We start from the raw sequence: 23,926 nt of genomic DNA, 5'->3' as shown, positions 1-23,926 counted from the left end.
TTACTCCCTCAGCAGGTCTCTGGAAATTACCATACGCTGGGCCTCGGAGGTCCCTTCGTACAACTCCGTCACCCGGGCGTCGCGGAAATACCGCTCCACCGGGTACTCCTTGATGTACCCGTAGCCTCCATGAATCTGCACCGCTTCGTTGCAGACGAAATTGGCCATCTCGGAGCAGTACAGCTTGGACATCGATGCTTCCCGATGACAGGGTTCGCCCGCATCCTTCAGCCGCGCCGCCCGGTAAGCCAGCAGTCGGCCGGCGTCGATTCGCGTCGCCATGTCGGCCAGCTTGAACTGGATCGCCTGAAAATTGCTGATCGGCTGGTTGAACTGCCGACGCTCCTTCGAGTACCGTAACGCCTCGTTGAGCGCCGACTGAGCGATACCGATTGCCTGGAACGACACCCCGATTCGCCCCGAGTTGAGAATAGTCACCGCCATCCGGAAACCGTCGCGGTCGTGACCGAGCATGTTGCTTTTCGGTATGCGAACGTCCGCGAAACTTACCTCACGCGTATCCGACGCCTTGATGCCGCACTTCCTTTCGGCCTTGCCGATCGTCATGCCCGGCGTGCCCGCATCGACGACAAAACACGAAATGCCGTTACGGCCCTCGTCGGGATGGGTCTTCGCAAACACGATGAACACCCCGGCGTATTTGGCGTTCGTTACGTAAGTCTTGGTTCCGTTTATGACCCACTGGTCACCGTCGAGCACGGCGTTGGTCGACAAGGACGCGACATCGGTCCCCGCGTTTGGCTCCGTGACACAATACGAACCGATCTTCTCCCCTGCCGCCATGACCGGCAGATACGTCTGCTTGAGTTCCTCGGAACCGAACAACCTGATGATCTCGCAGGCAAGCGAATTGTGTACCGACAGCATTATCCCGAAACCGGCCGATGCAGCGCAGATCTCTTCGAGCACGCCCATGAAAGACGTCGCACTCATGCCCAGACCGCCGTACTCCTCCGGAACGGTGAAACCGAAATAGCCCAACTCCGCGCACTCTTTGATAAGCGCCTCCGGAGTCTCTTCATTTTCATCCATCTCCAGCGCGATCGGGTAAATTCGCTTCTCGGCCAGATCGCGGGCCATCTTCTTGAGTTCGAGGTCCTCTTCGGACAACTTGAAGTCCATCCGATATCTCCTCATTTGCTGTAGTCGTAAAAGCCGCGGCCCGATTTCCGGCCGAGATACCCGCCCTGGACCATCTTGCGAAGCAGCGGGCAGGGACGGTACTTCGGATCGCCCAGCCCCTCATGCATCACCTCGAGAATGGCCAGACACACGTCCAGTCCGATAAAATCAGCAAGGAACAGCGGACCCATCGGGTGACCCATCCCCAGCTTCATGACCTCGTCGATCGCTTCAACCGTCCCCACGCCTTCCATGTGCGCGTAGATCGCCTCGTTGATCATCGGCATCAGGATGCGGTTCGCGATAAACCCCGGATAGTCCTGTACTTCGACGGGAACTTTGTCCAGTTTCTTCGCCAGCTCGCTGACCAGCGCCGTCGTCTGGTCCGACGTCGCTATGCCGCGAATCATCTCCACCAGTTTCATCATCGGAACCGGATTCATGAAATGCATCCCGATAAACTTGTCCGGGCGTTTCGTGGACGCGGCAAGCTGCGTGATCGGAAGCGACGACGTATTTGACGCGAATATCGTTTCCGGCGGACAGGCCTCTTCGAGCTGCCTCCAGACTTTGAGCTTGATGTCGAGATTCTCGGTGATGGCCTCGATCACGATCTGGCAATCTTTGGCCGCACCGAGATCGGTCGATGTCTTGATTCGGGACATCGCCGCGGACTTCTGGTCCTCGGTCATCTTTTCCTTCTTCACGAAACGATCGAGACTGCCCCCGATCGTAGATACGGCCTTGTCGAGAAACTCCTGCTTCACGTCAATCAGTACGACACCGTAGCCGGTCGTCGCAAAGACCTGCGCGATGCCGTTGCCCATGGTACCGCAGCCGATCACGGCCGCTTTTTTGATATCATCCACTTTCATACTGTGACACTCCCGGACCAGTTAGACGATTTCAATTGCCAGCGCGACCGCATTGCCGCCGCCCAGACACAGAGTCGCAAGACCGTTTTTCTTGCCGCGATCTTTCAGCGCGTAAATCAAGGTCGCCAGTATGCGCGTGCCCGAAGCCCCAATCGGATGCCCCAGGCCAACCGCGCCACCATGAACATTGACCCGATCCCAGTCCCATCCCAGTCCCTTACCGTCGGCCAGCGCCTGTGCCGAAAATGCCTCGTTGGCCTCAATCAGATCCCAGTGGTCGATCTTCACGTTCATCTTCTTCATCAGGTTCTGCACGGCGTAAATCGGGGAGAAAAACAGCTCGATCGGCTCGGTGCCCGCAACCGCATAGTCCACCACCCGCGCAATCGGCTTCAGGTTGTTGGCCTTCAGGAATGACTCGGACACTACCACCGACGCGGCGGAACCGTCGTTCAGCCCCGGCGCATTACCGGCGGTAACCGTCCCCTCCTTCTCAAACGCCGGGCGAAGCTTCGCCAGCCCCTCTACGGAGATTTCCGGACGCGGGTTTTCGTCTTTCTGGAAAATGACCGGCGCTCCCTTGCGCTGGGGAATCTCGATCGGAAAGATTTCGGCCCCGAACTTGCCCGCAGCCCACGCCTCGTTGGCCTTGCGGTGTGAGTGGAACGCAAACTCGTCCTGCATCTCACGCGTGATTTTGGCTTTCCGGGCGGTATACTCGGCTGCCGAGCCCATGTGGAAGTTGTTGAAGCTGTCCCACAGACCGTCCGAAACCATGATATCATCAAGCTTCTGATGGCCAAACTTGGTGCCGGTTTTGGCGCCCCGAATCACGTACGGCGTCTGCGACATCGACTCCATCCCGCCCGCCACGACTGCGTGCTGATCGCCGGCCCGAATGGACTGCGCAGCCAGCATTACCGCCTTCAGCCCCGAACCGCATACCTTATTGATCGTCAGCGCAGGCACGGTCGCGGGAATCCCCCCGTGAATCGCCGCCTGCCGCGCCGGGGCCTGCCCCGCGCCGCCCTGAACCACTTGCCCCATAATCACTTCATCCAGCTTCGCCGAATCTACTCCGGCACGCTTCACGGCTTCTTTGATCGCCAGGGCGCCCAACTGGGTCGCGCTGAGACTTCCGATTCCCCCATGCAACACACCAATCGCCGAACGGCAGATTGATACGATATACGCGTCTTCACGCTGCGCCATACAAATTCCTCCAAAGTCCTATGCTCATGCTGCGTAATTCGATTATGCCATTGTACGCAAAACCGCCCCCAAGCGCAAGTGACACCGTTCACATGCGACGACAAACAAGCAGAATTGAACTGCGACCGCCTCGACCTCACGCCACTGTCCCGTTCGCTTCTGACCGCCGCAATCGTTCACCCCGATCGCCGTCAGAGAGTCACACGAAGAGGCTTGATTGATGGTCGTTATGGACCTATCTTGACGCGTTAGTTCACTTCCGCAGCAGCGAGGAATACCGTGAAAACACTCTTCTGCACTTTCATTGCATGTGCCGCGCTGATCGCCGGCGCAACCGCACAGACACCGAACCCGGTCCCGTTCTCGCTCTACGCGGGCGGCGGAATCGGCTTCCCCCTCGAACCCGATACCGCCTTCTCTCAGGCAAACAAAATGGGGTTCTCCCTCCTCGGCGGACTCGGCTACCGGTTTATGCCGGCGCTCGAGGGTATGATAAAGGGAGAATACAACTCCTTCCCGAATGACCTCGGCGCCGGCGTCGACGGCGGCACCGTGCAGATTTCCATGATCGGCGCGGCCGTGCGGGCGGGCCTCGGCGTTCCGACCGCTTCCTTCCGACCGTTCGCCCTCGCCGGATTCGGCGCGGCCTTCACGGAACGAACCGAGGCGACTCTCGAAGACTCCCTCCTGTTTCCGGAATGGGAACGCGAAACCAGCGTCTACTTCGACGTTGGCGGCGGGCTTGAGTTCTCGCTCGCGCCGAAAGTGTCGGCTTTCCTGATGGGACGCTACGTCTACATCAGCACCGAAGGAGAACCCACCAGTTTCCTGCCGGTGACTCTCGGCCTGAAGTTTTTTTAATCGTACCCCGGACTTGCAGGCGTTCCGTGCTCTGCCGAGCCCTTCGGGCCGGCAGAGCGCTCTCCCCGCTTACTGACGCCACCCATTCCACATCCGCGCGTACAGCCGACCTTTACGTCGATTATTAATCCCCTGAACCGCAACGAATTAGCGTTTTCGCCCTCCGCCCCCCGCCAGACTGTCTAAAGTCTCTCGGCCGGATAACCGATTTACGGAGAAACCGGAATCATCACCCATTAGAGGAGGTTTGTGATGAAGAGATTCCTTCTGGCTGTTTCCCTGGTGTTCGTGGTCGCGGCCGCTGTTTCAGCGCAGGTGCCGTCGTCCCCGTTCAGCCTCTACGTCGGCGGGGCGGTATCGATGCCGCAGTCGCCGGACGGATTCAAGGAAACATACAAAACTGGCTACCATGGTTTCGCTGGTGTCGGCTACAGCTTCGTCCCCAAAATGCAGCTTGTCGGAAAGATCGAGTACAACACGTTTTCCTTCGACTGGGACAACACTGAGTACCCGGGCCTCGACGACGGCGGAAACCAGAATATCTTGATGTTTGGCGCCGATGCGCGGTTCTCGTTCGGAGTCCCGGCGGCCCCGTTTAAGCCGTTCCTGTTCGGCGGCGGTGGATTCGCCAATATCAAGACCGATGAGTTCTCCGGTACCGATTTGGTCCTCGCGACCGCTGTGAACAGCTCGCTCGAAGACCAGACCAAGGCCTACTTCAACGTTGGCGCCGGCGCCGACTTCAAGATGGGCCCCGCCATGAGCTTCTTCGCTCAGGTGCGCTATGTCAGCGTCGCCACCGAAGGCGATGCGGCCACCTTCATCCCGCTCTCACTCGGGCTGAAGTTCTTCTAATCTCTTTCAGCGGATCATCAGAAACGGCCGGAACCCCGAGGTTCCGGCCGTTTTTATTCCACTCAACAAATCCCGCTCATTCCTCTCCGGATTTTACATTAGCACATCCACATCCGTCGCTCTATATTACTCCTGTATCACCCTGTCGCCGTATCAAAGGCTGACAAAGCCACCGGCGCAGAGGAGCGACAATGTGCGGATCCTGATCTCAGTATTGATATCACTTTTGATACTAGCAGCCTCGGCTCACTCACGACACCCGATCGTAGGTGCCCGCGCTGCCGGCGGCTTCGGAAGCGCCTCGGGCGAATTGCTGGGAACGGCTGACTTCGGTGCGTGCGCCGAACTGGGACTGCGACTGACGCCCGCCCCGGTGTCTTCCCGTGAGCTCGATGTGCTGCTGGTCGGTAGTCTTGGCGGCTTTGCCGCGACGGCATCCACGAAACCGGACGTCCGGCTTCTATCCGCGGGCGCTCACCTTCGCTTGAACCTTCGGCCGCAGTCCGCGCCCCATCTCTACCTGATCGGGGGCGGCGGATTCACCCACGTCTCTCGCTCCGCCTACGATTTGGAGCGACGGTCGGCATCGGGTGATATCGTCGTACGAGCCGTTGGCGAACGTACCGAAACCGGGCCCTATCTTACCGCAGGAGCCGGTATCGTCGTCTTCTCCAGACCGAACGTTCACGTGTTCATCGAAGCGCGCGTGGTGAACGTCTCTGGCTCAATCGTCAAAAACTACACCTACATCCCGTTCATGCTGGGCGTCGGATTGTAGCACGCGGCAAGACCACGCTCATCCCGGGCTCGGGTCGATTCTACCTACACCCCTTCAGGTATCTCCAATTCGATTATCGGCGTCTCCGTATCGACCTGGTCTCCGGCCTTGAAGTTGACCGCCTTCACTCTCCCTGCAGCCCTGCAGTTTACCTGGTTCTCCATCTTCATCGCCTCGACGATCACCAGGGGCTGCTTCTCTTTCACTTCGTCGCCGACGTTTGCCATGATCTTGACGATCTTGCCGGGCATGGGCGCGAATACCTTGTCTTTCACCGCCGCGTGATCGCCGGCCGAACCGGCGAACCCTTCGTCGGACGCTTCCCGGATCTCCAGAAGGTGTGATTCGATATCGATAAAACACGCATCCTTGCCGAACGCGGCCGCAACCACCACCCGCCGTCCGTCGACGTCAACGGCATACAGATCACGGCTCAGCGGACGAAAGCGATACGTATGGTTCTCGACCGTCACGACGAAGTTCTCTCCCTCGCGATCCACCGTCGTCTCCACCGGGGCGCCGTCATACAGCATCTCATACCTGTTCATGGATGCGATCTCCAATCTGCCAGCTGCCGATCGTCTGCCACGGGCTGACCGTATCTCTCGGCGCGATGCCGTCGCCTCCGACCCCGGCAGGTGCCGTCCGACTCGCCGCCGCCACCGACGCCGCCGCAACCGCGATCGCGCGAATCTCTCCGGAACGGTCTGGACGGTCCGCCATGTGCGTCTCGATGAAGTTCGTGTACGTCCGACCGGCGGCGAACTCCGGATGCGACAGGCAGTCGATCATGAATCGTTTCGACGTCTTCACGCCGAGGATCTTGTAGTTGTTGAGTGCCGCGATCATCTTGCGAATCGCCAGATCGCGGGTCGGCGCGTGGACGATCAGCTTCGCCATGATCGGGTCGTAGTTGATCGTGATCTCGCTGCCCGGCTGCACACCGGAGTCCACACGAACCCCGGGACCGATCGGTTCGGTATAATGCACGATCTTCCCCGTCGACGGCATGAAGTTGTTCTCGCCGTCCTCCGCGTAGATACGGCACTCGATCGCATGCCCTCGCTGGGAGAGACTTCGGAAGCCGTCCGAAAGCGGTAGCCCGGCCGCGATGCGAATCTGCTCCACGACGAGATCGGTGCCGGTTACCATCTCCGTGATCGGGTGCTCCACCTGTATCCGGGTGTTCATTTCGAGGAAGTAGTAATTGCCGGACTGGTCGAACAGAAACTCCACCGTGCCCGCGTTGACATAACCGGCGGCTTTCGCCACTTTCACGGCGTCGGCGCCCATTTTCGCTCGAATCTCCGGGGTCAGCGCAACCGACGGCGTTTCCTCGATGATCTTCTGGTGCCGACGCTGGATCGAGCATTCGCGCTCGAAAACATGCACGCAGGTACCGTGCATATCCGCAATCACCTGAAACTCGATATGGCGGGGATTACTGACGTATTTCTCCAGGTACACGGTATCGTCGCCGAACGCATTGGCCGCCTCGCGCTTCGCAGCCTCAACCGCATCGGCAAGCTGCGAGCGCTCGTGTACGACCCGCATGCCCTTCCCCCCGCCTCCCGCCGCCGCTTTGATGATCACCGGGAATCCGGCCTCGTCGGCGGCACGTTCAAACGCGGCCGTGTCCGCGCCGCTGCCTTTCATGCCGGGGATCAGCGGCACACCCGCATCCGCCATGCGCATGCGTGACTCCACCTTGTTGCCCATCAGCAACATGGCATCGGGCGGCGGCCCGATGAAAACAAGTCCCTCCTCCGCGCACCTGCGCGGGAAAAGCGAATTCTCCGACAAGAATCCGTACCCCGGATGGATCGCGTCGCACCCGCTTTCCTTGGCGGCACTGATAATCTTCTCGATATCGAGATACGACTCTCGCGGCGGCGCCTCGCCGATAAACACCGATTCGTCGGCCTCCCGGCGATGACGGCTGTCGACGTCCGCCTTGGAGTACACCGCCACGCATGGAATCGCCAGCGTGTGACAGGCATTCATCACGCGAACGGCAATCTCGGATCGATTGGCGACGAGTATCTTCTTGAACAGCGTATTCATATCCTTCCGTTGTCACTCCTTCTCGGAAAGGGTCCACGAGGGACGCCGCTTGTTCAGAAACGCGTTCATCCCCTCCTGCCCTTCTTCGGAGATTCTCAACCGTGCTATCATCTCGGCCGTATACGGTTTGAACTGCTCGGGTGTCATCATCGGCACCGTGCTGACCAGCTGCTTGGCCATCGCTATCGCGTTGGGCCCCGACGACAGGATCGAGTCAACCAGGTTGTCAACCTCGTCGTCTAAACGATCGTCGTCGACCACCTTGTTCACCAACCCGACTTCGAGCGCCCGCGTGGCCCGCATCCGCTCACCGGTAATGAAAAGCTCGCGGGCCTTGCCTTCGCCGATCTTCCGTATCACGTACGGCCCGATACAGGCGGGCACCACCCCGATCTTCACTTCCGAAAAAGAAAATTTGGCGGAATTGGCGGCGATGGCGATGTCGCATACGGCGACAAAACCCGTACCGCCTCCGATTGCTGCGCCGTTGATCTGCCCCACTATCGGTCGCGGACACGTGTACATCTGGTAGAACAAATCCGCGAGCCCGCTGGACTCGGCCAGATTCTGCTCGTACGATTGATCGACCACCGCCTTCATCCAGTTGAGATCCGCTCCCGCGCAGAAAGACTTGCCTTCGCCGGTCAACAGGACCACACGGATGGAATCATCGGCGTTGATCTTCTCGAAAACATCCGACATCTCGCTGATCACCGTCGCGTTGAACGCGTTGTGGATCTCGGGCCGGCAGAAACTGACCCGCGCGATATGCGGACTCTTGTCGTACCTAATCGTCGTATACGCCATAACCCTCACCTACATTCTGAAAACGCCGTACTTCTGGTCCGGAATTGGTGCGTTCAGCGACATCGCTATCCCCAGCGCAAGCGCCTCTCGTGTCTCCGTCATCCCGACTATCCCGTCATCCCACAACCGCGCGCCGGAATGATAGGCGCTTGAGTCGTGCTCGTATTTCTCGATGATCGGCTGACGAATGGCCTTGATTTCCCCCTCGCTGAGCTTCTTCCCCTCGCTCTCGAGCTGCTTGATTTTTACGGTGGCGAGAACGTCGGCCGCCTGCTCGCCGCCCATCACGCAGATCTTGGCGTGGGGCCACATCCACATCAGCCGTGGAAAATAGCCGCGACCGCACATGGCATAGTTGCCCGCGCCATACGATCCGCCGACCACGACCGTGAACTTGGGCACATCGGCATTGGCGACGGCATGAACCAGCTTCGCCCCGTCGCGGGCGATCCCTCCCGCCTCGTATTGACGACCGACAATGAAACCGGAAATGTTCTGGAGGAAAAGTAGCGGAATCTTTCGCTGCGTGCATAGTTCGATAAAGTGTGCGCCCTTCAGCGATGACTCCGAAAACAACACGCCGTTGTTACCGAGAATACCCACCGGGTATCCCATTATACGCGCGAACCCGCACACCAGGGTCGAACCGTACAGTTCCTTGAACTCGTGGAATCGCGATCCATCCACTATCCGCGCGATCACCTCACGGATGTCGAACGGCTTGCGAAGGTCGTTGGAGACCACGCCGTACAGCTCCTCCGGATCGTAATACGGGTCCTCCGGCGCGTCGCGCTGGATTTCGGTTCTCGCCCCCCGGTTCAGATTCTGAATGATATTGCGCGTAATCGCCAGGGCGTGAGCGTCATCCTGCGCATAATGGTCGGTCACTCCCGATGTGCGGCAGTGGACATCGGCCCCGCCCAGCTCCTCCGCCGTGACAACTTCGCCTGTCGCCGCCTTCACCAATGGCGGACCACCGATAAAAATCGTCCCCTGCTTCCGCACGATAACACACTCGTCGGACATCGCCGGAAGATACGCGCCGCCGGCCGTACACGAACCGAGCACGACCGAAATCTGCGCGATCCCCTTCGCCGACATGCGCGCCTCGTTGTAAAAAATCCGGCCGAAGTGGTCTTTGTCGGGGAACGTGCCTTCCTGCAGCGGCAGAAAAATCCCGCCCGAATCGACAAGATACACGCACGGCAAATGATTCTCCTCCGCAACCCGCTGAGCGCGCGAATGCTTCAGAATCGTCATGGGATAATACGTGCCACCCTTGACCGTGGCGTCGTTCGCGATCACCATGACCTCCCGACCGTGCACGACCCCGATTCCGCAGATAATACCCGCCGCCGGGGCGTCGTTGTCGTACATGTCGTATGCGGCAAGCGGACTCAACTCGAGAAAAGGCGTGTTCTTATCCAGCAGGCGGGCCACACGCTCGCGGGGCAGAAGCTTGCCGCGTTCAACATGACGCTGACGGGCCCGCTCCGGGCCGCCCAGTTTCACCTGTTCCAGCCGCTCCTTGAACAGGCGATGCGCCTCCCGATTCGATCGGTCGTTTTCCTTGTACAGCTCGCTGTTCTTGTCAACCTTACTCTCAATCCGATACATGGTTGCTACTTCCGCGTTATAGTCTTGAGCAGCCCCGAAGGAACCACCAGCTCCATTTGCAGAAGCGCCTGGGCTAGTGTCTTCCCCTGCGGGTCAATCATCAACGATTTTGTCCCACCGCCGCCGAGCGTCTCCTCCAAAAGAAAATTCAGCCCGTGAAGATTCTCCAGCTCGTACCGGATAACCGCACCGTGCGTGATACCGGCAAAAAAACGCTTCACTCTATCGGTGGTGAGGTGTTCGACAATCCAATCGTAGATCTCCGGCGAGCGCGCCAGCACCCCTATGTTGCACGTATCCCCCTTATCGCCGGAACGTGCATAGCAGATGTCCTGCAGCCGGATCCGCGTCGGCTTGCCCGACGGCTTTTTCGCCCTGCGCTGACGCGCCTGCTCGACCGTACCGCCGGGCGCCGGCGCATGCGTGCGAAGCGGAAACGTTATCTCGTAAAACTCCTCGCGACGGTCGGTGCCGATCGCCAGCACGCGCGCCTTGACCCGGCTGCGATGTATCAGGGCCGGCCAGTACGCGATCACCTGTTTGGGCTTGGGACGCCCCTGCCCGGTCACCGCCATGCCGGGCGGCCCGGAAAGTATCAACGTCGATAACGCCTTCCCGAAATCCTTGATCTTGTTTTTGTCCCGATCGCGCACGCTGAAGCGCAGCAATATCTCGCTGGTCTCGCAACGCGACAGCGCCGACGGCCAGATCGTGCCCGACCCGAGCATTTCGGTGCGGGTCGATTCAAAATCGTGCCGAAGCTTCTTCCAGAAAATATCGGCGATCTTCTCCGCCTTCCGGTACGTGTCCGGCCCGGAAACAAGCACTTCGCCCGAGGCTTTCCACCCGTCCTCGTACGCCATCGAAACTTTCAACTGCTCCGGCTCCGGCTTCCCCGTGATCCCGAATACACGCACGCGGTCTTTCCCCTCGGCCCGGAGCTGTATCGTGTCGAAGCGCGCGATACCGTCGGGAGAAATGTAGTTCGCCGGGTCACCCATCTCGTACACGAGCTGCTCCTTGACGGTCTTCTCTGAGACCAGTCCGCCCGTATTCTTGTGCTTGGTAACCACAAACTCCCCCGTATGCTCCATCTCGATGATCGGGTAGCCGATATTGTCGAACGACGCCACATCCTGCCAGTCGGTGATGTTGCCGCCCGATGCCTGGCAGCCGCACTCGATAATATGCCCCGCCACCACACCGGCCGCCATCTTGTCCCAGTCGTCCATCGACCAGTTGAACTCGTGAATCATCGGCGCAAGCGTGATCCCCGTATCCGTTACGCGGCCGGTCACCACAATGTGACAACCCGCCTCGAGTGCCTTGACAACCGGCTCCGCGCCGAGATAAATATTCGCCGCCACAATGCGCGATCGGTACGGCAAAAACTGCTCGCCCGTCTCCAGATTGCTGAATTTCTCTCCTGCCGCCGTCAGCTCGTACAACTGGTTGACAATATCATCTCCGTAGACGATGCCAACCTTGATATCCAGACCCATTGAGCGCGCCATCTGGATAATCCGACGTCCCATTCCGATCGGGTTGATGCCCCCGGCATTGGAGATAACACGGACCTTCTTTTTGACAATCAGCGGGAGACATTCCTCCAGCTGATCGATAAAATCCACCGCATACCCAAGGTCGGGCTGCGTCTTCTGCTGGCGCTGCAGAATCGACATGGTGATTTCCGCCAGGAAATCCATAGTAATGTAGTCGAGCGGCCCCCCCGTGAGCTGACGTTTGAGAGCGGATAGGTCGTCCCCCCAGTATCCCCCGGCGTTACCGATGCGAATCTTGCGTTTGTTTCCCACGCCGTCCTCTTACTCCGAATGTGCGCGATTCCACCCAGCGTTTTCCTGACCGGAAAGCCCGAATATACCCTATCACCACTGGCTTGTAAAGCAAAACGGGATGGCCGGTTGCCTGAAAACGATTCCTATTGTTCGCGCGCCGACGCCGTGCTACCTTGATGGCGTCCGCGTCGGCGGCAGGAGGACGGCGTTTGCGCGATTTCCCAAAACCTATTGTCATCATCAGCAAGTGTCTCGAGTTTGATGCCTGCCGCTACAACGGGGCACGACTGTCGGACAAGTTCGTACAAAAACTGCAGCCGCATGTGACCTTTCTTCCCGTGTGTCCCGAAGTCGAGATCGGACTGGGCACGCCCCGACCCGCAATCCACTTGGTACGGGAGGGTCGGCGGATCGCGCTGTACCAGCCGTCGACCGGCCGCGACGTCACCGACGACATGAATGAGTTCTCGTCGCGATGGTTGTCCGGTGTGCGGGAGGTCGACGGGTTCATTCTCAAACGCAAGTCCCCCTCGTGCGGCGTGATGAGCGCCAAACTCCGCTCCAGCGCGGACAACCCGATGACCGTAACACACAAGGAGTCCGGGCTGTTTGCGGCCGAGGTGCTGAAACGATTCGGCGGCAAAGCGATCGAGGACGAAGGTCGGCTTAACGACATCCAAATCCGCCACCACTGGCTGACCAGGCTCTACGCGCTGGCATTGTTTCGTGAATCGATGAAAAAACCGAGCGCGCGAAAACTGGTCGACTTCCACTCGCGGAACAAATTGCTGCTCATGGCATACAGTCAGACGAAACTACGCGAGATGGGCAAGCTCGTCGCTGCGCTCAAAGCTGCGCCTATTGCCGACATCGTCGCCCGATACGAAGCGCTGTTGGAGTCGGCGCTCTCGCGTCAGGCCCGCATCAAACAAAACATCAATGTCGCCCACCACGCCTTCGGATATTTCAAAAATGACCTGACCGCTCGCGAGAAACAGCAGTTTCTGAATACGGTCGAGTCTTACCGTGAAGAACTCGTGCCGCTGTCGACCGTCCTGGCCGTCCTCAGGGCATGGGAAGCGCGATACGAAAAACCGTATCTGACAGAGCAGACCTTTTTTGAGCCGTATCCTGAGGCCCTGACCCAGGTGCCGGTGATGTAGAAACCGGTCCCACCGAGTCCCGTGCGTGGCGTACGTCCCCGTGCGCCGCGCCCCCGTCGAGTCCCGTGCGTGGCGTACGTCCCCGTGCGCCGCGCCCCCTTCGAGTCCCGTGCGTGGCGTACGTCCCCATGCACTGCGCCCCCTTCGAGTCCCGTGCGTGGCGTACGTCCCCGTGCGCCGCGCCCCCCTGCAACAGCAACTTTGACCCTGCCCTCCGACGGACCCTGCAATCGCCCGCGTGGATCGCAAATCGGTAGATCGGACCTGTTACCGGGATAGTACTATCGGATATGGGCGTTTTTGCGCGGTCGCTTTTTCAGGTCGTACAGCAGCCAGACGATCAGCCCGGGCGCAAACAGCGCGATACCGAGGCGGAATCGGACCGTGAAGTACGCAAACACGAACAGCAGAATGACGGTGACGGCGAACGTCCAGACCGGCGAAGACTCATCGCGGACGAACCGTCGCACGATCGATCCGACGGCTCTCGTGAGGACGAAGGTTATGGCAAAGCCGACCAGAATGTATCCAAGGGTGATTAGCATGGTTTTCCTCGTGTATAGGCAGGATACGTACTCCGGGGGTGCGAATCAAATTCAAAAAGGGGTTGCGGCGTAGCGCACGAAGATGTACGCCACGGACCGGATCAGCCGAGTAGCCCACCCCTCCGCGGTGGGTTCAATGAGACCGTGGTCGCCCATAACTTGCCATGGGATCCTTGAATTCTCCGTCTCCCGCGTGCTCTCTCGTTGAATCACCCCCGGTCCACGTCCCCACTTTCGCTGCAACACCGATGGCACAAATGGCGCCGTCCTGTCCAGTCGCTGTAGGGCATGTCTGTCCCCAGACGTGCCATTCCCACGGGATCTATCATTGAGTAGTCTGAGTAAAACAGTTCCGTCTTCGAAACCGCAATGAGAGCCGTAGGTCAGCTCCGTTTGCACATCCACCAACTCAACAATCGAAACATATCTCTCCCGCAAGCGGTGCTGACATCCACCACCACTTCCCCGCCGCGGCGCAGTTCGGACAACGCGCACCATGTCACCACACATCCTGCTTCCACCTGTGGCCTACCCAGAGTTCGCCCGCGGCGAACGTCGGGTGGGACATCGGAAATGATACAAGTCATCGCAGGGCATGTCTGTCCCCAGACGTGCCATTCCCACGGGATCTATCATTGAGTAGTCTGAGTAAAACAGTTCCGTCTTCGAAACCGCAATGAGAGCCGTAGGTCAGCTCCGTTTGCACATCCACCAACTCAACAATCGAAACAAATCTCTCCCGCAAACGGTGCTGACATCCACCACCACCTCCCCGCCGCGGCCCAGTTCGGACAACGCGCACTATGTCACCACACATCCTGCCTCCACCTGTGGCCCACCCAGAGTTCGCCCGCGGCGAACGTCGGGTGGGACTTCGGAAATGATACAAGTCACTGTAGGGCATGTCTGTCCCCAGACGTGCCATTCCCACAGATTCTATCGTTGAGTAGTCTGAGCAGCGCGGTTCCGTCCTCGAAACCGCCAGCCGCGACTCGTGTCTGCCGTACACCCCCTCCGCCCCCACACGGTTTCCCGATCAAGTCGATGGGAAAAATGGCGCACCCCCTCTAGTAAACACAGGAGCCGAACGACATGCCGACGAACCGACCGAAAACCGACCAATGTTCACCTGACTCGCACACCTCAAGATGCGATCAATCAACGCAATACGTCCATTCAGGTCCAGGAAAACGAAAAATGGGGGCCCACTAAAAATGACAAAACAAAGCCATTTCGCCGTAACGTGCACGCAATCACGCTTGTACAACGATTTTTTTCTTTCTCGGCACCGCTGCGACCGGCACAGGCAAGACCACTCCCCCCGGCAAAAGCAGGTCACAGCAAGGCTCATATCTCTGGCGCAGCACCAGAGTGCGGGAGTGCTCTATGTTCTCTGCGATTACAGATCGTCCCTTTTCCACGGCCCGCACAGCCGGACTTGACACCACGCGCAATCGACGGTATCATAGATTGTATTGACCCATGTTAAAACGGTGCAGTATGGCCTCTGAAAAATCCCGTTCGTCGAACACGACCACTAAAAAGACTCGCTCCGCGCGAAGCAGCGCCGAGGTGCCCCTCCTGTCGGGCGGAAACCCCCAGATCGCCAAAGGGTACGGCGATAAACCCGTGCAGGCCTATATCGCGGCCATGCCGGGATGGAAATCCGAGACCGGCAGTCGTCTCGACAGTCTGATCGAGCGTGCGGCGCCACACATCATCAAAGCGGTTAAATGGAACTCGCCGTTTTATGGGATCGAAGGAAGCGGCTGGATCGTGAGTTTTCATTGCTACGCGCGATACATCAAAGTCGCGTTTTTCAACGGCGCTTCACTGAAACCCCTTCCCCCGGGTGAATCAAAAAGCAAAGCCACCCGGTACCTGGACATCTACGAAGGGGACACAGTTAACGAAACGCAGTTCATGCGGTGGGTCCGACAGGCGAGCAAACTTCCCGGCTGGGGGACCCTCTGACACTCGCGGCGAATCACCCGGAATCAACAAACCTTATCATTGACCGAGACCGTTAACATGAAAACCAATAATGGCGATTCGACCCCCCTGCCCGCCGGGAACTCTCCCTCGCAGCTGATCGATACCCGGATCCGCGAGCTGGATGACTGGCGCGGAGAGATGCTGGCACGAATACGGAAAATCATCAGGCAGGCCGACCCGGATGTGATCGAAGAGTGGAAGTGGCGGGTGCCGGTGTGGTCGCACGACGGAATCATCTGCACCGGCGAAACGTATAAGAATGCCGTCAAGTTGACGTTTGCGAAAGGTGCGTCGTTGCCGGACCCTTCGGGGCTGTTCAATTCAAGCCTCGAAGGCAACACCCGCCGTGCGATTGACATCCACGAGGGCGACAAAATCAACGAAAAAGCGTTGAAAGCCCTTATCCGCGCGGCAGTGGAGTTGAACAGATCGCTGAAGCCGAGTGGATCGCGCAAGCGGGCCTGAGAGGCACGTGTGGGGCAAAGCCCCAGTCCGCCGCGGCGCCTGCGCGCCGAAGCGACGGACGATGCGGTTCTACCATTCACTCACGACCATCAAAAATCAATGCCGCCGTGCGGGGTCGCACGGCGGCACGAGAGATGTCATATTGGTTATTGGCGGGTCCGACAGCGGACACGCCCTGCTGAATCAATACCACTTCGGGACGAACTTGTAACCGTAGCTCAAGACGCCCTCGTGGCTCTCGGTCTGGATGCGGCGGAACTCGACCCGCACTTCCATCCCGATCTTGACTTCGTCGACGTCGCAGTCCGTCACCTGCGCGGTCACCAGGGTACCGTCGGTCAGTTTCGCGATCGCCAGCGCGTAGGGAGACATGTCCCCCCACATCGACGGCGCCACGCGGATCACGGTGTAGGTGACTATCGTGCCGGTATCGGGCAGCCGGACGATTTCCTGTTCGGTGTCGCCCGTTTCCGGATCGATTTCGCGGGGCGGGAAGTAGGTCTTGCCGCTCTTTTTGAACTTCGACGCCTCCAGGCGATAGCGCTGGGGGTACTCGCGCCAGTTGCGGGAGCTGAACATCGTCATGATCCCACCTCCATGATGTGGACGACCGATGATGCGCCGGAGCCGCCCATGTTCTGGGCCATGCCGACTTTCGGTCTATTCGGGATCTGGCGGCCGTTTTCCGCCTGACCGGTGAGTTGCTTGTAGACCTCGATGATCTGCGCGACACCGGTAGCGCCGACTGGATGGCCTTTCGACTTCAGGCCGCCGGACGGATTGACCGGGAACGTGCCGTCGAGAGCAGTCTCCCCTGCCACAGTCGCGGGACCGGCCTGACCGGGCTTGTACTTGCCGATCGACTCGAGCACGACCAGTTCGGCAATCGTGAAGCAGTCGTGCACCTCGGTGAACTGGATGTCGCCGAGCTTCTTGCCGGACATCTTCAGCGCCCGCTCGAACGCCAGCGTGGTCGCTTTGATGGTTGTCATGTCGTCACGCTGACAGAGCTGGATCGTGTCGGTGCCGACACCGGAGCCGATAATCCTGATGTACGGCCTGCCGAGTTTCTTCGCGATCTCGGTCGTCGTAACGATTACGGCAGCGGCGCCGTCGGTGATCGGCGAACAGTCCATGATGCGGAGCGGATCGGCGACCATGACGGAAGATTCCACCGTCTCCGCGGAAACCGCAAACGGATACTGCGCAACCGGGTTTTTCGCCCCGTTGGCATGGTTTTTCACGGACACGGCGGTCAGCATCTGGCGGGTCGTCCCGTACTTCGCCATGTGGGCGTGGGCCATCATGGCGTACAGTCCTGGGAACGTGGCGCCGTTGAAAACTTCGTACTCCTGGTCGGCGGCGGTCGCCAGCGCAAACGTAGCATCATCGCCGGAGCAGTCGGTCATCTTCTCGACACCGGCTGCCATGACGATATCGGCGAGTCCGGAGGCAACTTCGACAAAAGCCGCGCGCACGGCCATGCCGCCGGATGCGCAGGCAGACTCGACGCGCATAGCGGGAATGCCCTTCATGCCGAGGTAATCGGCCATGAGCGCGCCGAGGTGCTCCTGTCCGACAAATAAACCGCCGGACATGCAGCCGACATAAAGCCCGTCGAGGTGATCGACTCCGGCGTTCTTGATTGCACCGGTCGCGGCATCGACAAACAACTGCCGGAGGGAGCGCCGCCAGACTTCACCCCATTGGCTCAAGCCGACACCAACTACACATACGTCTCTCATAGTTGTGTCCCTCCTAGTAGTTCTTCTTGATCTTCCGCCGGTACTTGGCGTAGGTGCCGTAGTCGACGTAGATGAGGTTTTCGTGGAGCAGCTTGGCGGTCCTGACCGCCTTGTCGCGGACTTCGTCGATGCGTTTGGTCACTTTCCAGACAAACGAGTCCGAACCTGCCCCGGAACCGTAGGAGCACATGAAGATCATGTCACCCGGCTTGGCGACATCAAGGGTGGCGGTCAGGCCGATCGGCGACGCCCCGGAGTAGGTGTTGCCGAGGGCCGGAGCCAACAGGCCGGGTTCGATCTGGGCTTTGGTGAAACCGAGCTCCTGGGCCACACGGGAGGGAAACTTGCCGTTGGGCTGGTGGAAAACGGCCCATTGAAAATCCTTGGGCTTCATGCCCGATTTTTCGAGAAGCGCCGTCGAGGCACCTTTGGTGTGGGCGAAGTACGCTTCTTCACCGGTGAACCGGCCGGCATGCTGAGGATAAAACTCGTGTTCGCGGCGCCAGAAGTCGGGCATGTCAGTCATGTACGAATGAGTGAACAAACACTCCGCGATGAGATTGTCTTTGCCCATGATAAATGCGCCGGCGCCGGCGGCGGCCGAAAACTCCAACGCGTCAGAGGGCGCGCCCTGTGAGGTATCGGCGGCGATGGCAAGGGCGTATTTCATAGCGCCGGCGTCGATATGTGAAAGCGCGACAAACATGGCCTCAGAGCCGGCCTTGCAGGCGAACTCGAAGTCGGCGCAGTGGATGTGCGGCGTGGCGCCGATCGCTTCGGCGACGACGGTCCCCGACGGTTTCACGGCGTACGGATGCGATTCAGAACCGATATAAATAGCGCCGATATCGGCGGGATTGACTCCGCCGGAGCGTTTCAGCGCGTTTTTGGCAGCCTCGACAGCCAGGGTAATGGTGTCCATATCCGGGGGCGGAACCGACTTTTCGCGAAGCATCAGCCCCTTTTTGTAACTGGGAGCGTCGGCGCCCCAGGTTTTGGCGATTTCTTCCGCTTTGATCCGATGTCGCGGAAGGTGAGCGCCATACCCAACAATTCCTGCCATGGTGTACCTCTATTGCTACCGGTTTGGGTTACTGTCGTGATCCGCAGCAGTGCCGGTTTCAGACACACAACGTGCTATTATAAACCGCAGTATCCACGAATACAAGCGGGAAAGCTTCTCCCCGGAACCGTAAGGGGCGTGGCGGCTTAGAACTGGCGAGACGGCTCCCCGAACGAGGTTAACGGGCGCCTGGCTCCTGCCGATAACAGTAACATATGAAACCACTGCTCTATGTGCTCCTGGTGGGCGCGTTGTTCGCGCCCGGCGTGGTCGCCACGCCCACGGTCGATAATCCGGTGGACTCGAATGCCGCGTTTTACGAAGGCGAGTCGTTGAACTACGTATTCAACCCGCCACCTCACTTCAGGATGATCGGCCGGGAAGCGGTCAACGACGGGTACTCATTCGCGTTTATTCCGGACGCCGCCCGCTACGACAGCACCGACATCCTGATCGGGATCAACATATACAAGATCCGCGAGCTTGATGTCGACGACGTGATTGCATCGGACACGGCCAGTCTTCGCAAACATTACGGTCCGGATGTCATCATGAACGAAGTGGACTCGATTTCGAGCTACAGCGGAGAATATGCTCGAACGTTCTACATCAACTCACCCGAACGTTTCTTGCCGAACGTGATGATTGCCTATATCGATGGTGGTACGGAGCTGATTATCTTCGAGTTGGTCATTTCCGAGCGGGCACTTCGGTTTGCCGCAGAAGAGAAGTTTGTCTCGGCGGTACGCAATCTTGAGATTATGCAAAAGGGGCGTCTGGATTACGGGCAGCGGTGACGACTGTGACGTCAGTCGATAGAACGTGCTGCCGTCGGGCAAATTCGCTCGGCGGCTTTCTTATTGCCGGACAGTGACAATCGTTGGAACAGTCGAGTTGCGAGAACCCTGAAGCTACGGTGCGCTGTCAGACGAGTCGTCCGACAGCACAGATCGATCGGTATTTGTGTGCTCGGACTCGTGGCGGCGGGAATGCATCAGGGATGCGACGACTGAGATGGCAAGAAGGCCGCCGACAACCCCCAGCGATAGACCGATCGGCACATGCAAAAACTTCGCCACAACCATTTTGATTCCCACAAACACAAGTACGGCAGAGAGACCGTACCGCAGGTAGTGGAACTTCTCTACCGAGCCGGCGAGCAGGAAATACAGGGCACGCAGGCCGAGTATGGCGAAAATGTTCGAGGTGTAGACGATAAAGGGATCCTGAGTAATCGCAAAGATGGCCGGGATTGAGTCGACGGCGAAGACCACATCAGTTGATTCAACAACCGCCAGCACAACGAGCATCGGGGTTGCCGCACGCCGCAGCTTGCCCTTGATCGGTCGTTTGGTGGAAAACCTCGGCCCGTGGTACTCGTCGGTGACAGGCATAATTCTCCGAATGAGCCTGAGCACGGGGTTGTGCGATGGATCGACGGAATGCTCGGATTGGAAAGCCATTTTTATGCCGGTGAAAATCAAGAACGCGCCAAAGACATACAATATCCACGAAAACTCGCGAATCAGGACAACGCCGGCGGCGATCATAATACCGCGCATGACAAGCGCCCCGAGCACGCCCCAGAACAGGACTCGGTGCTGGTATTCCGGCGGGACTTTGAAGTAGCTAAAAATGACTACAAAAACAAAAATGTTGTCGACGGAGAGCGCTTTCTCGATCAGGTAGCCGGTGAAGTACTCGAGGCCGGCGCGCGGACCGATGAAATGGTGCACGCCTATGCCGAAGATAATCGCGAGCGTAACCCAGACCGCGGACCATACAGCCGCTTCCGACATCTTCACCCGATGGGCGGTACGATGAAACAGGCCCAGGTCGACCGCCAGCATCAGGATGACAAACAGGTTGAAGCCTATCCAGGCCCAGATTGAGTGCATGGCGATAGAGTATCGACGCACTCACGTTGACGCAAGAAAAAGAATAGTGAACCGGCGGGGCGGAAACAGCCCCGCCGGGGAGTCAGGGGTGTGACACGAAGCACCGACTACGTATCACAGGTTATACGTCGACAGCCCGCGCCTGCGTTGGTCCGCCCGTTGCGGAAAAGATCAAGTTCTCACCTGCAACGTCGACCGTAAGTGCCTGACCGACTCTCAACTCGCCGGATAACAGCAGCTTCGCGACTTTCTGGCTGAGTTCTTTGTTGACAAATCGTTTAATCGGCCGAGCGCCAAAAGTCTGGTCGAATGCCGTGTCAGCGATAAAGCCCACCGCCCGATCACTAACCTGCAGCGAAACGTCTTTCTCGGCCAACAGCTTCGACAGATTAGCGAGCTGCAGGCGAACGATGTCTTTGATCTGCTCTTTCGACAGCGACGTAAACACGATCGTCTCGTCGATCCGGTTCAGGAACTCCGGTCGCAAGGTGCTGCGGAGCGTTTCCAGCACCGAGCGGCGGATGTTGTCGTAAATCACGTCGCGGTTAAACTCGCCCATAGAGCCGGTTTCACGCTGGATAAATTCCGCGGCGATATTCGACGTCATGATCAGGATTGCGTTCTTGAACGAAACGGTCCGTCCCTTATTGTCAGTCAGCCGCCCGTCATCGAGAATCTGCAACAGAATATTGAAGACTTCGGGATGCGCTTTCTCGATCTCGTCCAACAGCACGACAGCGTACGGTCGACGTCGGACCGCTTCGGTCAACTGCCCTCCCTCATCGTAACCGACATACCCGGGTGGGGCGCCGACCAGACGCGAGACAGCGTGCCGCTCCATATACTCCGACATATCAAGCCGGATCATCGCGTCCTCGGTACCGTAGAGATATTCGGCAAGCGCGCGGGCAAGTTCGGTTTTACCGACGCCGGTCGGGCCAAGGAAAATAAAAGAACCGATTGGGCGTTTCGGGTCGGACAACCCCGCACGGGACTGGCGCACGGCATTTGACACGGCGGTTACCGCTTCGTCCTGCCCGACCACTCGCTTATGCAACTCATCCTCGAGATGGAGTAACCTGGCAGACTCGGATTCGGTCAGACGGGTTACCGGGATACCCGACCACTTGGAGACGATCTCTGCAATATCCTGATCATCGACCACTTCCTTGAGAAGCTGCCGTTTCTCCTGAATGACTTGCAGCGAGTGTGTCAGCAAGTCGAGTTTCTTCTGTGCATCGGCGATCTCACCGTATCGGATTCGAGCCGCCTCCTCGTATCGGGCGGTGCGCTCGGCATCGTCGGCCCGGCGCCTGAGTTCCTCGATCTCGGACTTGATCTCCCGAATCGTTTCAACCGTGTTTTTCTCTTTCTCCCACTGCGAGCGAAGATCATCGCGCTGAGCATACAGATCGGATAGTTCTTCCTCAATCGGTCTGAGGCGCTCGGGCGCGTCTTTCTCACGCTTGATTCCTTCCTTCTCGATCTCGAGTTGGCGTATGCGTTTCTCTATCGTATCGAGTTCTTCCGGCATGGAATCGATAGATATGCGAAGTTCCGCTGCAGCTTCGTCGATCAAGTCAATCGCCTTGTCGGGCAGGAAGCGGTCGGCGATGTAGCGATCCGAGAGTTTCGCCGCAGCCACGATGGCGCCGTCGGATATCTTGATGCCGTGGTAGACCTCGTAGCGTTCGCGAAGACCGCGGAGGATAGAGACAGTGTCCTCGGCTGAAGGCGGTTCGATCAGCACCGGCGCGAAGCGGCGTTCGAGAGCAGCGTCTTTTTCGATGTGTTTGCGGTATTCGTCGAGCGTGGTCGCGCCTATACAGCGGAGTTGCCCACGGGAAAGGGCCGGCTTGAGCATATTGGAGGCGTCCATAGCGCCTTCGACCGCGCCCGCGCCGACAATCGTATGCATCTCGTCGATGAACATCACGATGCGGCCATCGGAGCTCTCGACTTCTTTAAGGATCGCTTTGAGGCGTTCCTCAAACTCACCGCGGAACTTGGAGCCGGCGATCAGCGCGCCCATATCCAGCGCCACAAGTTTGCGGTCTTTGAGTGTTTCGGGGACTTCCCCGCGCGCAATCTTCTGAGCAAGTCCTTCGGCAACGGCGGTCTTCCCAGTCCCCGGTTCACCGATCAGCACCGGGTTGTTTTTGGTGCGACGCGAGAGGATTTTGATCACGCGGCGGATTTCATCTTCGCGGCCGATTACCGGATCGAGTTTGCCTTCGCGGGCGGCGGCGGTGAGGTCGCGCGAGTACTTCTCGAGAACCTGGTATTTCGATTCAGGATTGTCATCGGTCACCCGCGAGGCGCCGCGAATCGAATGCAAGGCGTCAAGGACTTTGTCACGGCGGACGCCGTGCGCTTTGAGGATTTCCTGCGCCTTGCTCTTGACCTCGAGCAGGGCCAGCAGCAGATGCTCGACCGAGACGTACTCGTCGTTGAACTGCTTCAGCTCCGACTCGGCCTTGAAAAAGACCTGGGTCAGTTCGTTCGATGGGTAGAGCTGGCCGCCGGACTGGCGGGGCAGCATCTTGAGGGTGTCATCGACCTCGCGTGTGATGGCCTCAATATCTACCTCGAGTTTCTTCAGTACCTGACCGACGAGGCCTTCGTCCTGATGGAGCAGCGATGCGAGCAAATGTTCGGGGTTAACCTGCGGGTGCCCCTCAGCCTGGGCCATTTGCTGGGCATAGGCGATGGCATCGATCGACCGTTGGGTGAATTTGTTCAGGTTCATATATGTTAAGTTCCTTTCTTTCCTTGTTCTGACGGATGCTCACATCCGACAGCGGCGACGCGCCGGAGGCGTGTCATGCCGGCCCGCCGCGGCGGGGCATCCATCCGGAAGTAGGTCAGGTCGCTTGCGACCTGACTGAGCCGGGCTGCATGCAGCCTCGGCCTGCGCGTGGCGGGTTCGAAGACGGTGTACGGTGTCAAGACATGTGTTACATATTGTGTCAGGACATTGGTTACAGTTTCTGTTTCTGCACCGGTTGGAGGAGTGTCACCGATGCTCCCGTTGTGAGATCGAT

General features: G+C 58.8%; 21 protein-coding genes. 7 read left to right on the top strand and 14 right to left on the bottom strand.

Annotated features, from left to right (window positions below; translation table 11 throughout):
* Genes RBT76_10060 through RBT76_10050 form a run of 3 tightly spaced genes read right to left on the bottom strand, consistent with a single transcriptional unit; the run spans position 1 to position 3,230 of the window.
* A complete protein-coding gene (locus RBT76_10060) occupies positions 1-1,143 on the bottom strand; it encodes an acyl-CoA dehydrogenase family protein (protein MDX9858126.1) in 1,143 nt (380 codons plus the stop codon).
* A gap of 11 nt (positions 1,144-1,154) precedes the next feature.
* Positions 1,155-2,018: a 3-hydroxybutyryl-CoA dehydrogenase gene (locus tag RBT76_10055; protein ID MDX9858125.1), complete on the bottom strand. Its 864-nt coding sequence runs from the start codon at positions 2,016-2,018 to the stop codon at positions 1,155-1,157.
* A 21-nt stretch (positions 2,019-2,039) separates the two neighbouring features.
* A complete protein-coding gene (locus RBT76_10050; protein MDX9858124.1) occupies positions 2,040-3,230 on the bottom strand; it encodes an acetyl-CoA C-acetyltransferase in 1,191 nt (396 codons plus the stop codon).
* 279 nt (positions 3,231-3,509) lie between these two features.
* On the opposite strand from RBT76_10050, the gene RBT76_10045 reads away from it, so the two are divergent.
* The 3 genes from RBT76_10045 (at position 3,510) to RBT76_10035 (ending at position 5,724) form a co-directional block, all read left to right on the top strand.
* Entirely contained in the window at positions 3,510-4,091 is a 582-nt protein-coding gene (locus RBT76_10045) for an outer membrane beta-barrel protein (GenBank protein ID MDX9858123.1), read from the top strand.
* Positions 4,092-4,343: 252 nt separating this feature from the next.
* Positions 4,344-4,946: an outer membrane beta-barrel protein gene (locus RBT76_10040; protein ID MDX9858122.1), complete on the top strand. Its 603-nt coding sequence runs from the start codon at positions 4,344-4,346 to the stop codon at positions 4,944-4,946.
* Positions 4,947-5,139: 193 nt separating this feature from the next.
* Positions 5,140-5,724, top strand: coding sequence for a hypothetical protein (locus tag RBT76_10035; GenBank protein MDX9858121.1), 585 nt, complete (start codon positions 5,140-5,142; stop codon positions 5,722-5,724).
* Between the two features lie 44 nt (positions 5,725-5,768).
* Here RBT76_10035 and RBT76_10030 read toward each other — a convergent pair whose 3' ends face one another.
* From RBT76_10030 to RBT76_10010, 5 genes are read right to left on the bottom strand one after another with little or no spacing between them, the layout of a single operon-like run.
* Positions 5,769-6,272: a biotin/lipoyl-containing protein gene (locus RBT76_10030; protein ID MDX9858120.1), complete on the bottom strand. Its 504-nt coding sequence runs from the start codon at positions 6,270-6,272 to the stop codon at positions 5,769-5,771.
* Positions 6,259-7,788 carry an acetyl-CoA carboxylase biotin carboxylase subunit gene (locus RBT76_10025; protein MDX9858119.1) on the bottom strand — a complete coding sequence of 510 codons (1,530 nt, stop codon included), beginning with the start codon at positions 7,786-7,788 and terminating at the stop codon, positions 6,259-6,261. The genes RBT76_10030 and RBT76_10025 overlap by 14 nt, the downstream gene beginning before the upstream one ends.
* Positions 7,789-7,800: 12 nt before the next feature.
* Complete coding sequence (locus RBT76_10020; GenBank protein ID MDX9858118.1) at positions 7,801-8,595, bottom strand: enoyl-CoA hydratase-related protein; 795 nt, start codon at positions 8,593-8,595, stop codon at positions 7,801-7,803.
* 9 nt (positions 8,596-8,604) lie between these two features.
* The gene (locus RBT76_10015) at positions 8,605-10,212 is read right to left on the bottom strand and encodes a carboxyl transferase domain-containing protein (GenBank protein ID MDX9858117.1); all 1,608 of its coding nucleotides are present in this window, start codon (positions 10,210-10,212) and stop codon (positions 8,605-8,607) included.
* Positions 10,213-10,217: 5 nt separating this feature from the next.
* On the bottom strand, positions 10,218-12,026 hold the full coding sequence (locus RBT76_10010) for an acyclic terpene utilization AtuA family protein (protein ID MDX9858116.1): 1,809 nt from the start codon (positions 12,024-12,026) through the stop codon (positions 10,218-10,220).
* Positions 12,027-12,217: 191 nt separating this feature from the next.
* On the opposite strand from RBT76_10010, the gene RBT76_10005 reads away from it, so the two are divergent.
* Positions 12,218-13,171: a DUF523 and DUF1722 domain-containing protein gene (locus RBT76_10005; GenBank protein MDX9858115.1), complete on the top strand. Its 954-nt coding sequence runs from the start codon at positions 12,218-12,220 to the stop codon at positions 13,169-13,171.
* Positions 13,172-13,452: 281 nt separating this feature from the next.
* Here RBT76_10005 and RBT76_10000 read toward each other — a convergent pair whose 3' ends face one another.
* Complete coding sequence (locus tag RBT76_10000) at positions 13,453-13,716, bottom strand: hypothetical protein (GenBank protein MDX9858114.1); 264 nt, start codon at positions 13,714-13,716, stop codon at positions 13,453-13,455.
* 1,500 nt (positions 13,717-15,216) lie between these two features.
* On the opposite strand from RBT76_10000, the gene RBT76_09995 reads away from it, so the two are divergent.
* Together RBT76_09995 and RBT76_09990 are read left to right on the top strand one after the other, a co-directional pair.
* Complete coding sequence (locus RBT76_09995) at positions 15,217-15,690, top strand: DUF1801 domain-containing protein (GenBank protein ID MDX9858113.1); 474 nt, start codon at positions 15,217-15,219, stop codon at positions 15,688-15,690.
* A gap of 57 nt (positions 15,691-15,747) precedes the next feature.
* Positions 15,748-16,176 carry a DUF1801 domain-containing protein gene (locus tag RBT76_09990; GenBank protein ID MDX9858112.1) on the top strand — a complete coding sequence of 143 codons (429 nt, stop codon included), beginning with the start codon at positions 15,748-15,750 and terminating at the stop codon, positions 16,174-16,176.
* A gap of 183 nt (positions 16,177-16,359) precedes the next feature.
* On the opposite strand, the gene RBT76_09985 is transcribed toward RBT76_09990, so the two are convergent.
* From RBT76_09985 to RBT76_09975, 3 genes are read right to left on the bottom strand one after another with little or no spacing between them, the layout of a single operon-like run.
* Positions 16,360-16,761, bottom strand: a complete 402-nt coding sequence (locus tag RBT76_09985) for a Zn-ribbon domain-containing OB-fold protein (GenBank protein ID MDX9858111.1) — start codon at positions 16,759-16,761, stop codon at positions 16,360-16,362.
* Positions 16,758-17,921: a thiolase domain-containing protein gene (locus RBT76_09980; GenBank protein ID MDX9858110.1), complete on the bottom strand. Its 1,164-nt coding sequence runs from the start codon at positions 17,919-17,921 to the stop codon at positions 16,758-16,760. Before RBT76_09980 ends, RBT76_09985 begins: the two co-directional genes overlap by 4 nt.
* A gap of 13 nt (positions 17,922-17,934) precedes the next feature.
* Complete coding sequence (locus RBT76_09975; GenBank protein ID MDX9858109.1) at positions 17,935-18,984, bottom strand: hydroxymethylglutaryl-CoA synthase; 1,050 nt, start codon at positions 18,982-18,984, stop codon at positions 17,935-17,937.
* Positions 18,985-19,199: 215 nt separating this feature from the next.
* Between RBT76_09975 and RBT76_09970 the strand changes: the two genes are divergently transcribed.
* Positions 19,200-19,781: a hypothetical protein gene (locus tag RBT76_09970; GenBank protein MDX9858108.1), complete on the top strand. Its 582-nt coding sequence runs from the start codon at positions 19,200-19,202 to the stop codon at positions 19,779-19,781.
* A gap of 114 nt (positions 19,782-19,895) precedes the next feature.
* On the opposite strand, the gene RBT76_09965 is transcribed toward RBT76_09970, so the two are convergent.
* Together RBT76_09965 and clpB are read right to left on the bottom strand one after the other, a co-directional pair.
* Positions 19,896-20,882: a TerC family protein gene (locus RBT76_09965; GenBank protein ID MDX9858107.1), complete on the bottom strand. Its 987-nt coding sequence runs from the start codon at positions 20,880-20,882 to the stop codon at positions 19,896-19,898.
* Between the two features lie 121 nt (positions 20,883-21,003).
* On the bottom strand, positions 21,004-23,631 hold the full coding sequence (clpB, locus tag RBT76_09960; GenBank protein ID MDX9858106.1) for an ATP-dependent chaperone ClpB: 2,628 nt from the start codon (positions 23,629-23,631) through the stop codon (positions 21,004-21,006).
* Positions 23,632-23,926: the final 295 nt, after the last annotated feature.

This window comes from Candidatus Zixiibacteriota bacterium, from assembly GCA_034003725.1.
In the GTDB taxonomy this organism is placed as follows: domain Bacteria; phylum Zixibacteria; class MSB-5A5; order GN15; family FEB-12; genus WJMS01.
This window is presented reverse-complemented; position numbering and strand designations above follow the sequence as displayed.

What these genes read in the sequence shown, in the direction of transcription:
- RBT76_10060 (MDX9858126.1), bottom strand. Translation starts at nt 1,143, where the DNA reads ATGGACTTCAAGTTGTCCGAAGAGGACCTCGAACTCAAGAAGATGGCC.
- RBT76_10055 (MDX9858125.1), bottom strand. Translation starts at nt 2,018, where the DNA reads ATGAAAGTGGATGATATCAAAAAAGCGGCCGTGATCGGCTGCGGTACC.
- RBT76_10050 (MDX9858124.1), bottom strand. Translation starts at nt 3,230, where the DNA reads ATGGCGCAGCGTGAAGACGCGTATATCGTATCAATCTGCCGTTCGGCG.
- RBT76_10040 (MDX9858122.1), top strand. Translation starts at nt 4,344, where the DNA reads ATGAAGAGATTCCTTCTGGCTGTTTCCCTGGTGTTCGTGGTCGCGGCC.
- RBT76_10030 (MDX9858120.1), bottom strand. Translation starts at nt 6,272, where the DNA reads ATGAACAGGTATGAGATGCTGTATGACGGCGCCCCGGTGGAGACGACG.
- RBT76_10025 (MDX9858119.1), bottom strand. Translation starts at nt 7,788, where the DNA reads ATGAATACGCTGTTCAAGAAGATACTCGTCGCCAATCGATCCGAGATT.
- RBT76_10020 (MDX9858118.1), bottom strand. Translation starts at nt 8,595, where the DNA reads ATGGCGTATACGACGATTAGGTACGACAAGAGTCCGCATATCGCGCGG.
- RBT76_10015 (MDX9858117.1), bottom strand. Translation starts at nt 10,212, where the DNA reads ATGTATCGGATTGAGAGTAAGGTTGACAAGAACAGCGAGCTGTACAAG.
- RBT76_10000 (MDX9858114.1), bottom strand. Translation starts at nt 13,716, where the DNA reads ATGCTAATCACCCTTGGATACATTCTGGTCGGCTTTGCCATAACCTTC.
- RBT76_09995 (MDX9858113.1), top strand. Translation starts at nt 15,217, where the DNA reads ATGGCCTCTGAAAAATCCCGTTCGTCGAACACGACCACTAAAAAGACT.
- RBT76_09990 (MDX9858112.1), top strand. Translation starts at nt 15,748, where the DNA reads ATGAAAACCAATAATGGCGATTCGACCCCCCTGCCCGCCGGGAACTCT.
- RBT76_09985 (MDX9858111.1), bottom strand. Translation starts at nt 16,761, where the DNA reads ATGACGATGTTCAGCTCCCGCAACTGGCGCGAGTACCCCCAGCGCTAT.
- RBT76_09980 (MDX9858110.1), bottom strand. Translation starts at nt 17,921, where the DNA reads ATGAGAGACGTATGTGTAGTTGGTGTCGGCTTGAGCCAATGGGGTGAA.
- RBT76_09975 (MDX9858109.1), bottom strand. Translation starts at nt 18,984, where the DNA reads ATGGCAGGAATTGTTGGGTATGGCGCTCACCTTCCGCGACATCGGATC.
- RBT76_09970 (MDX9858108.1), top strand. Translation starts at nt 19,200, where the DNA reads ATGAAACCACTGCTCTATGTGCTCCTGGTGGGCGCGTTGTTCGCGCCC.
- RBT76_09965 (MDX9858107.1), bottom strand. Translation starts at nt 20,882, where the DNA reads ATGCACTCAATCTGGGCCTGGATAGGCTTCAACCTGTTTGTCATCCTG.
- clpB (MDX9858106.1), bottom strand. Translation starts at nt 23,631, where the DNA reads ATGAACCTGAACAAATTCACCCAACGGTCGATCGATGCCATCGCCTAT.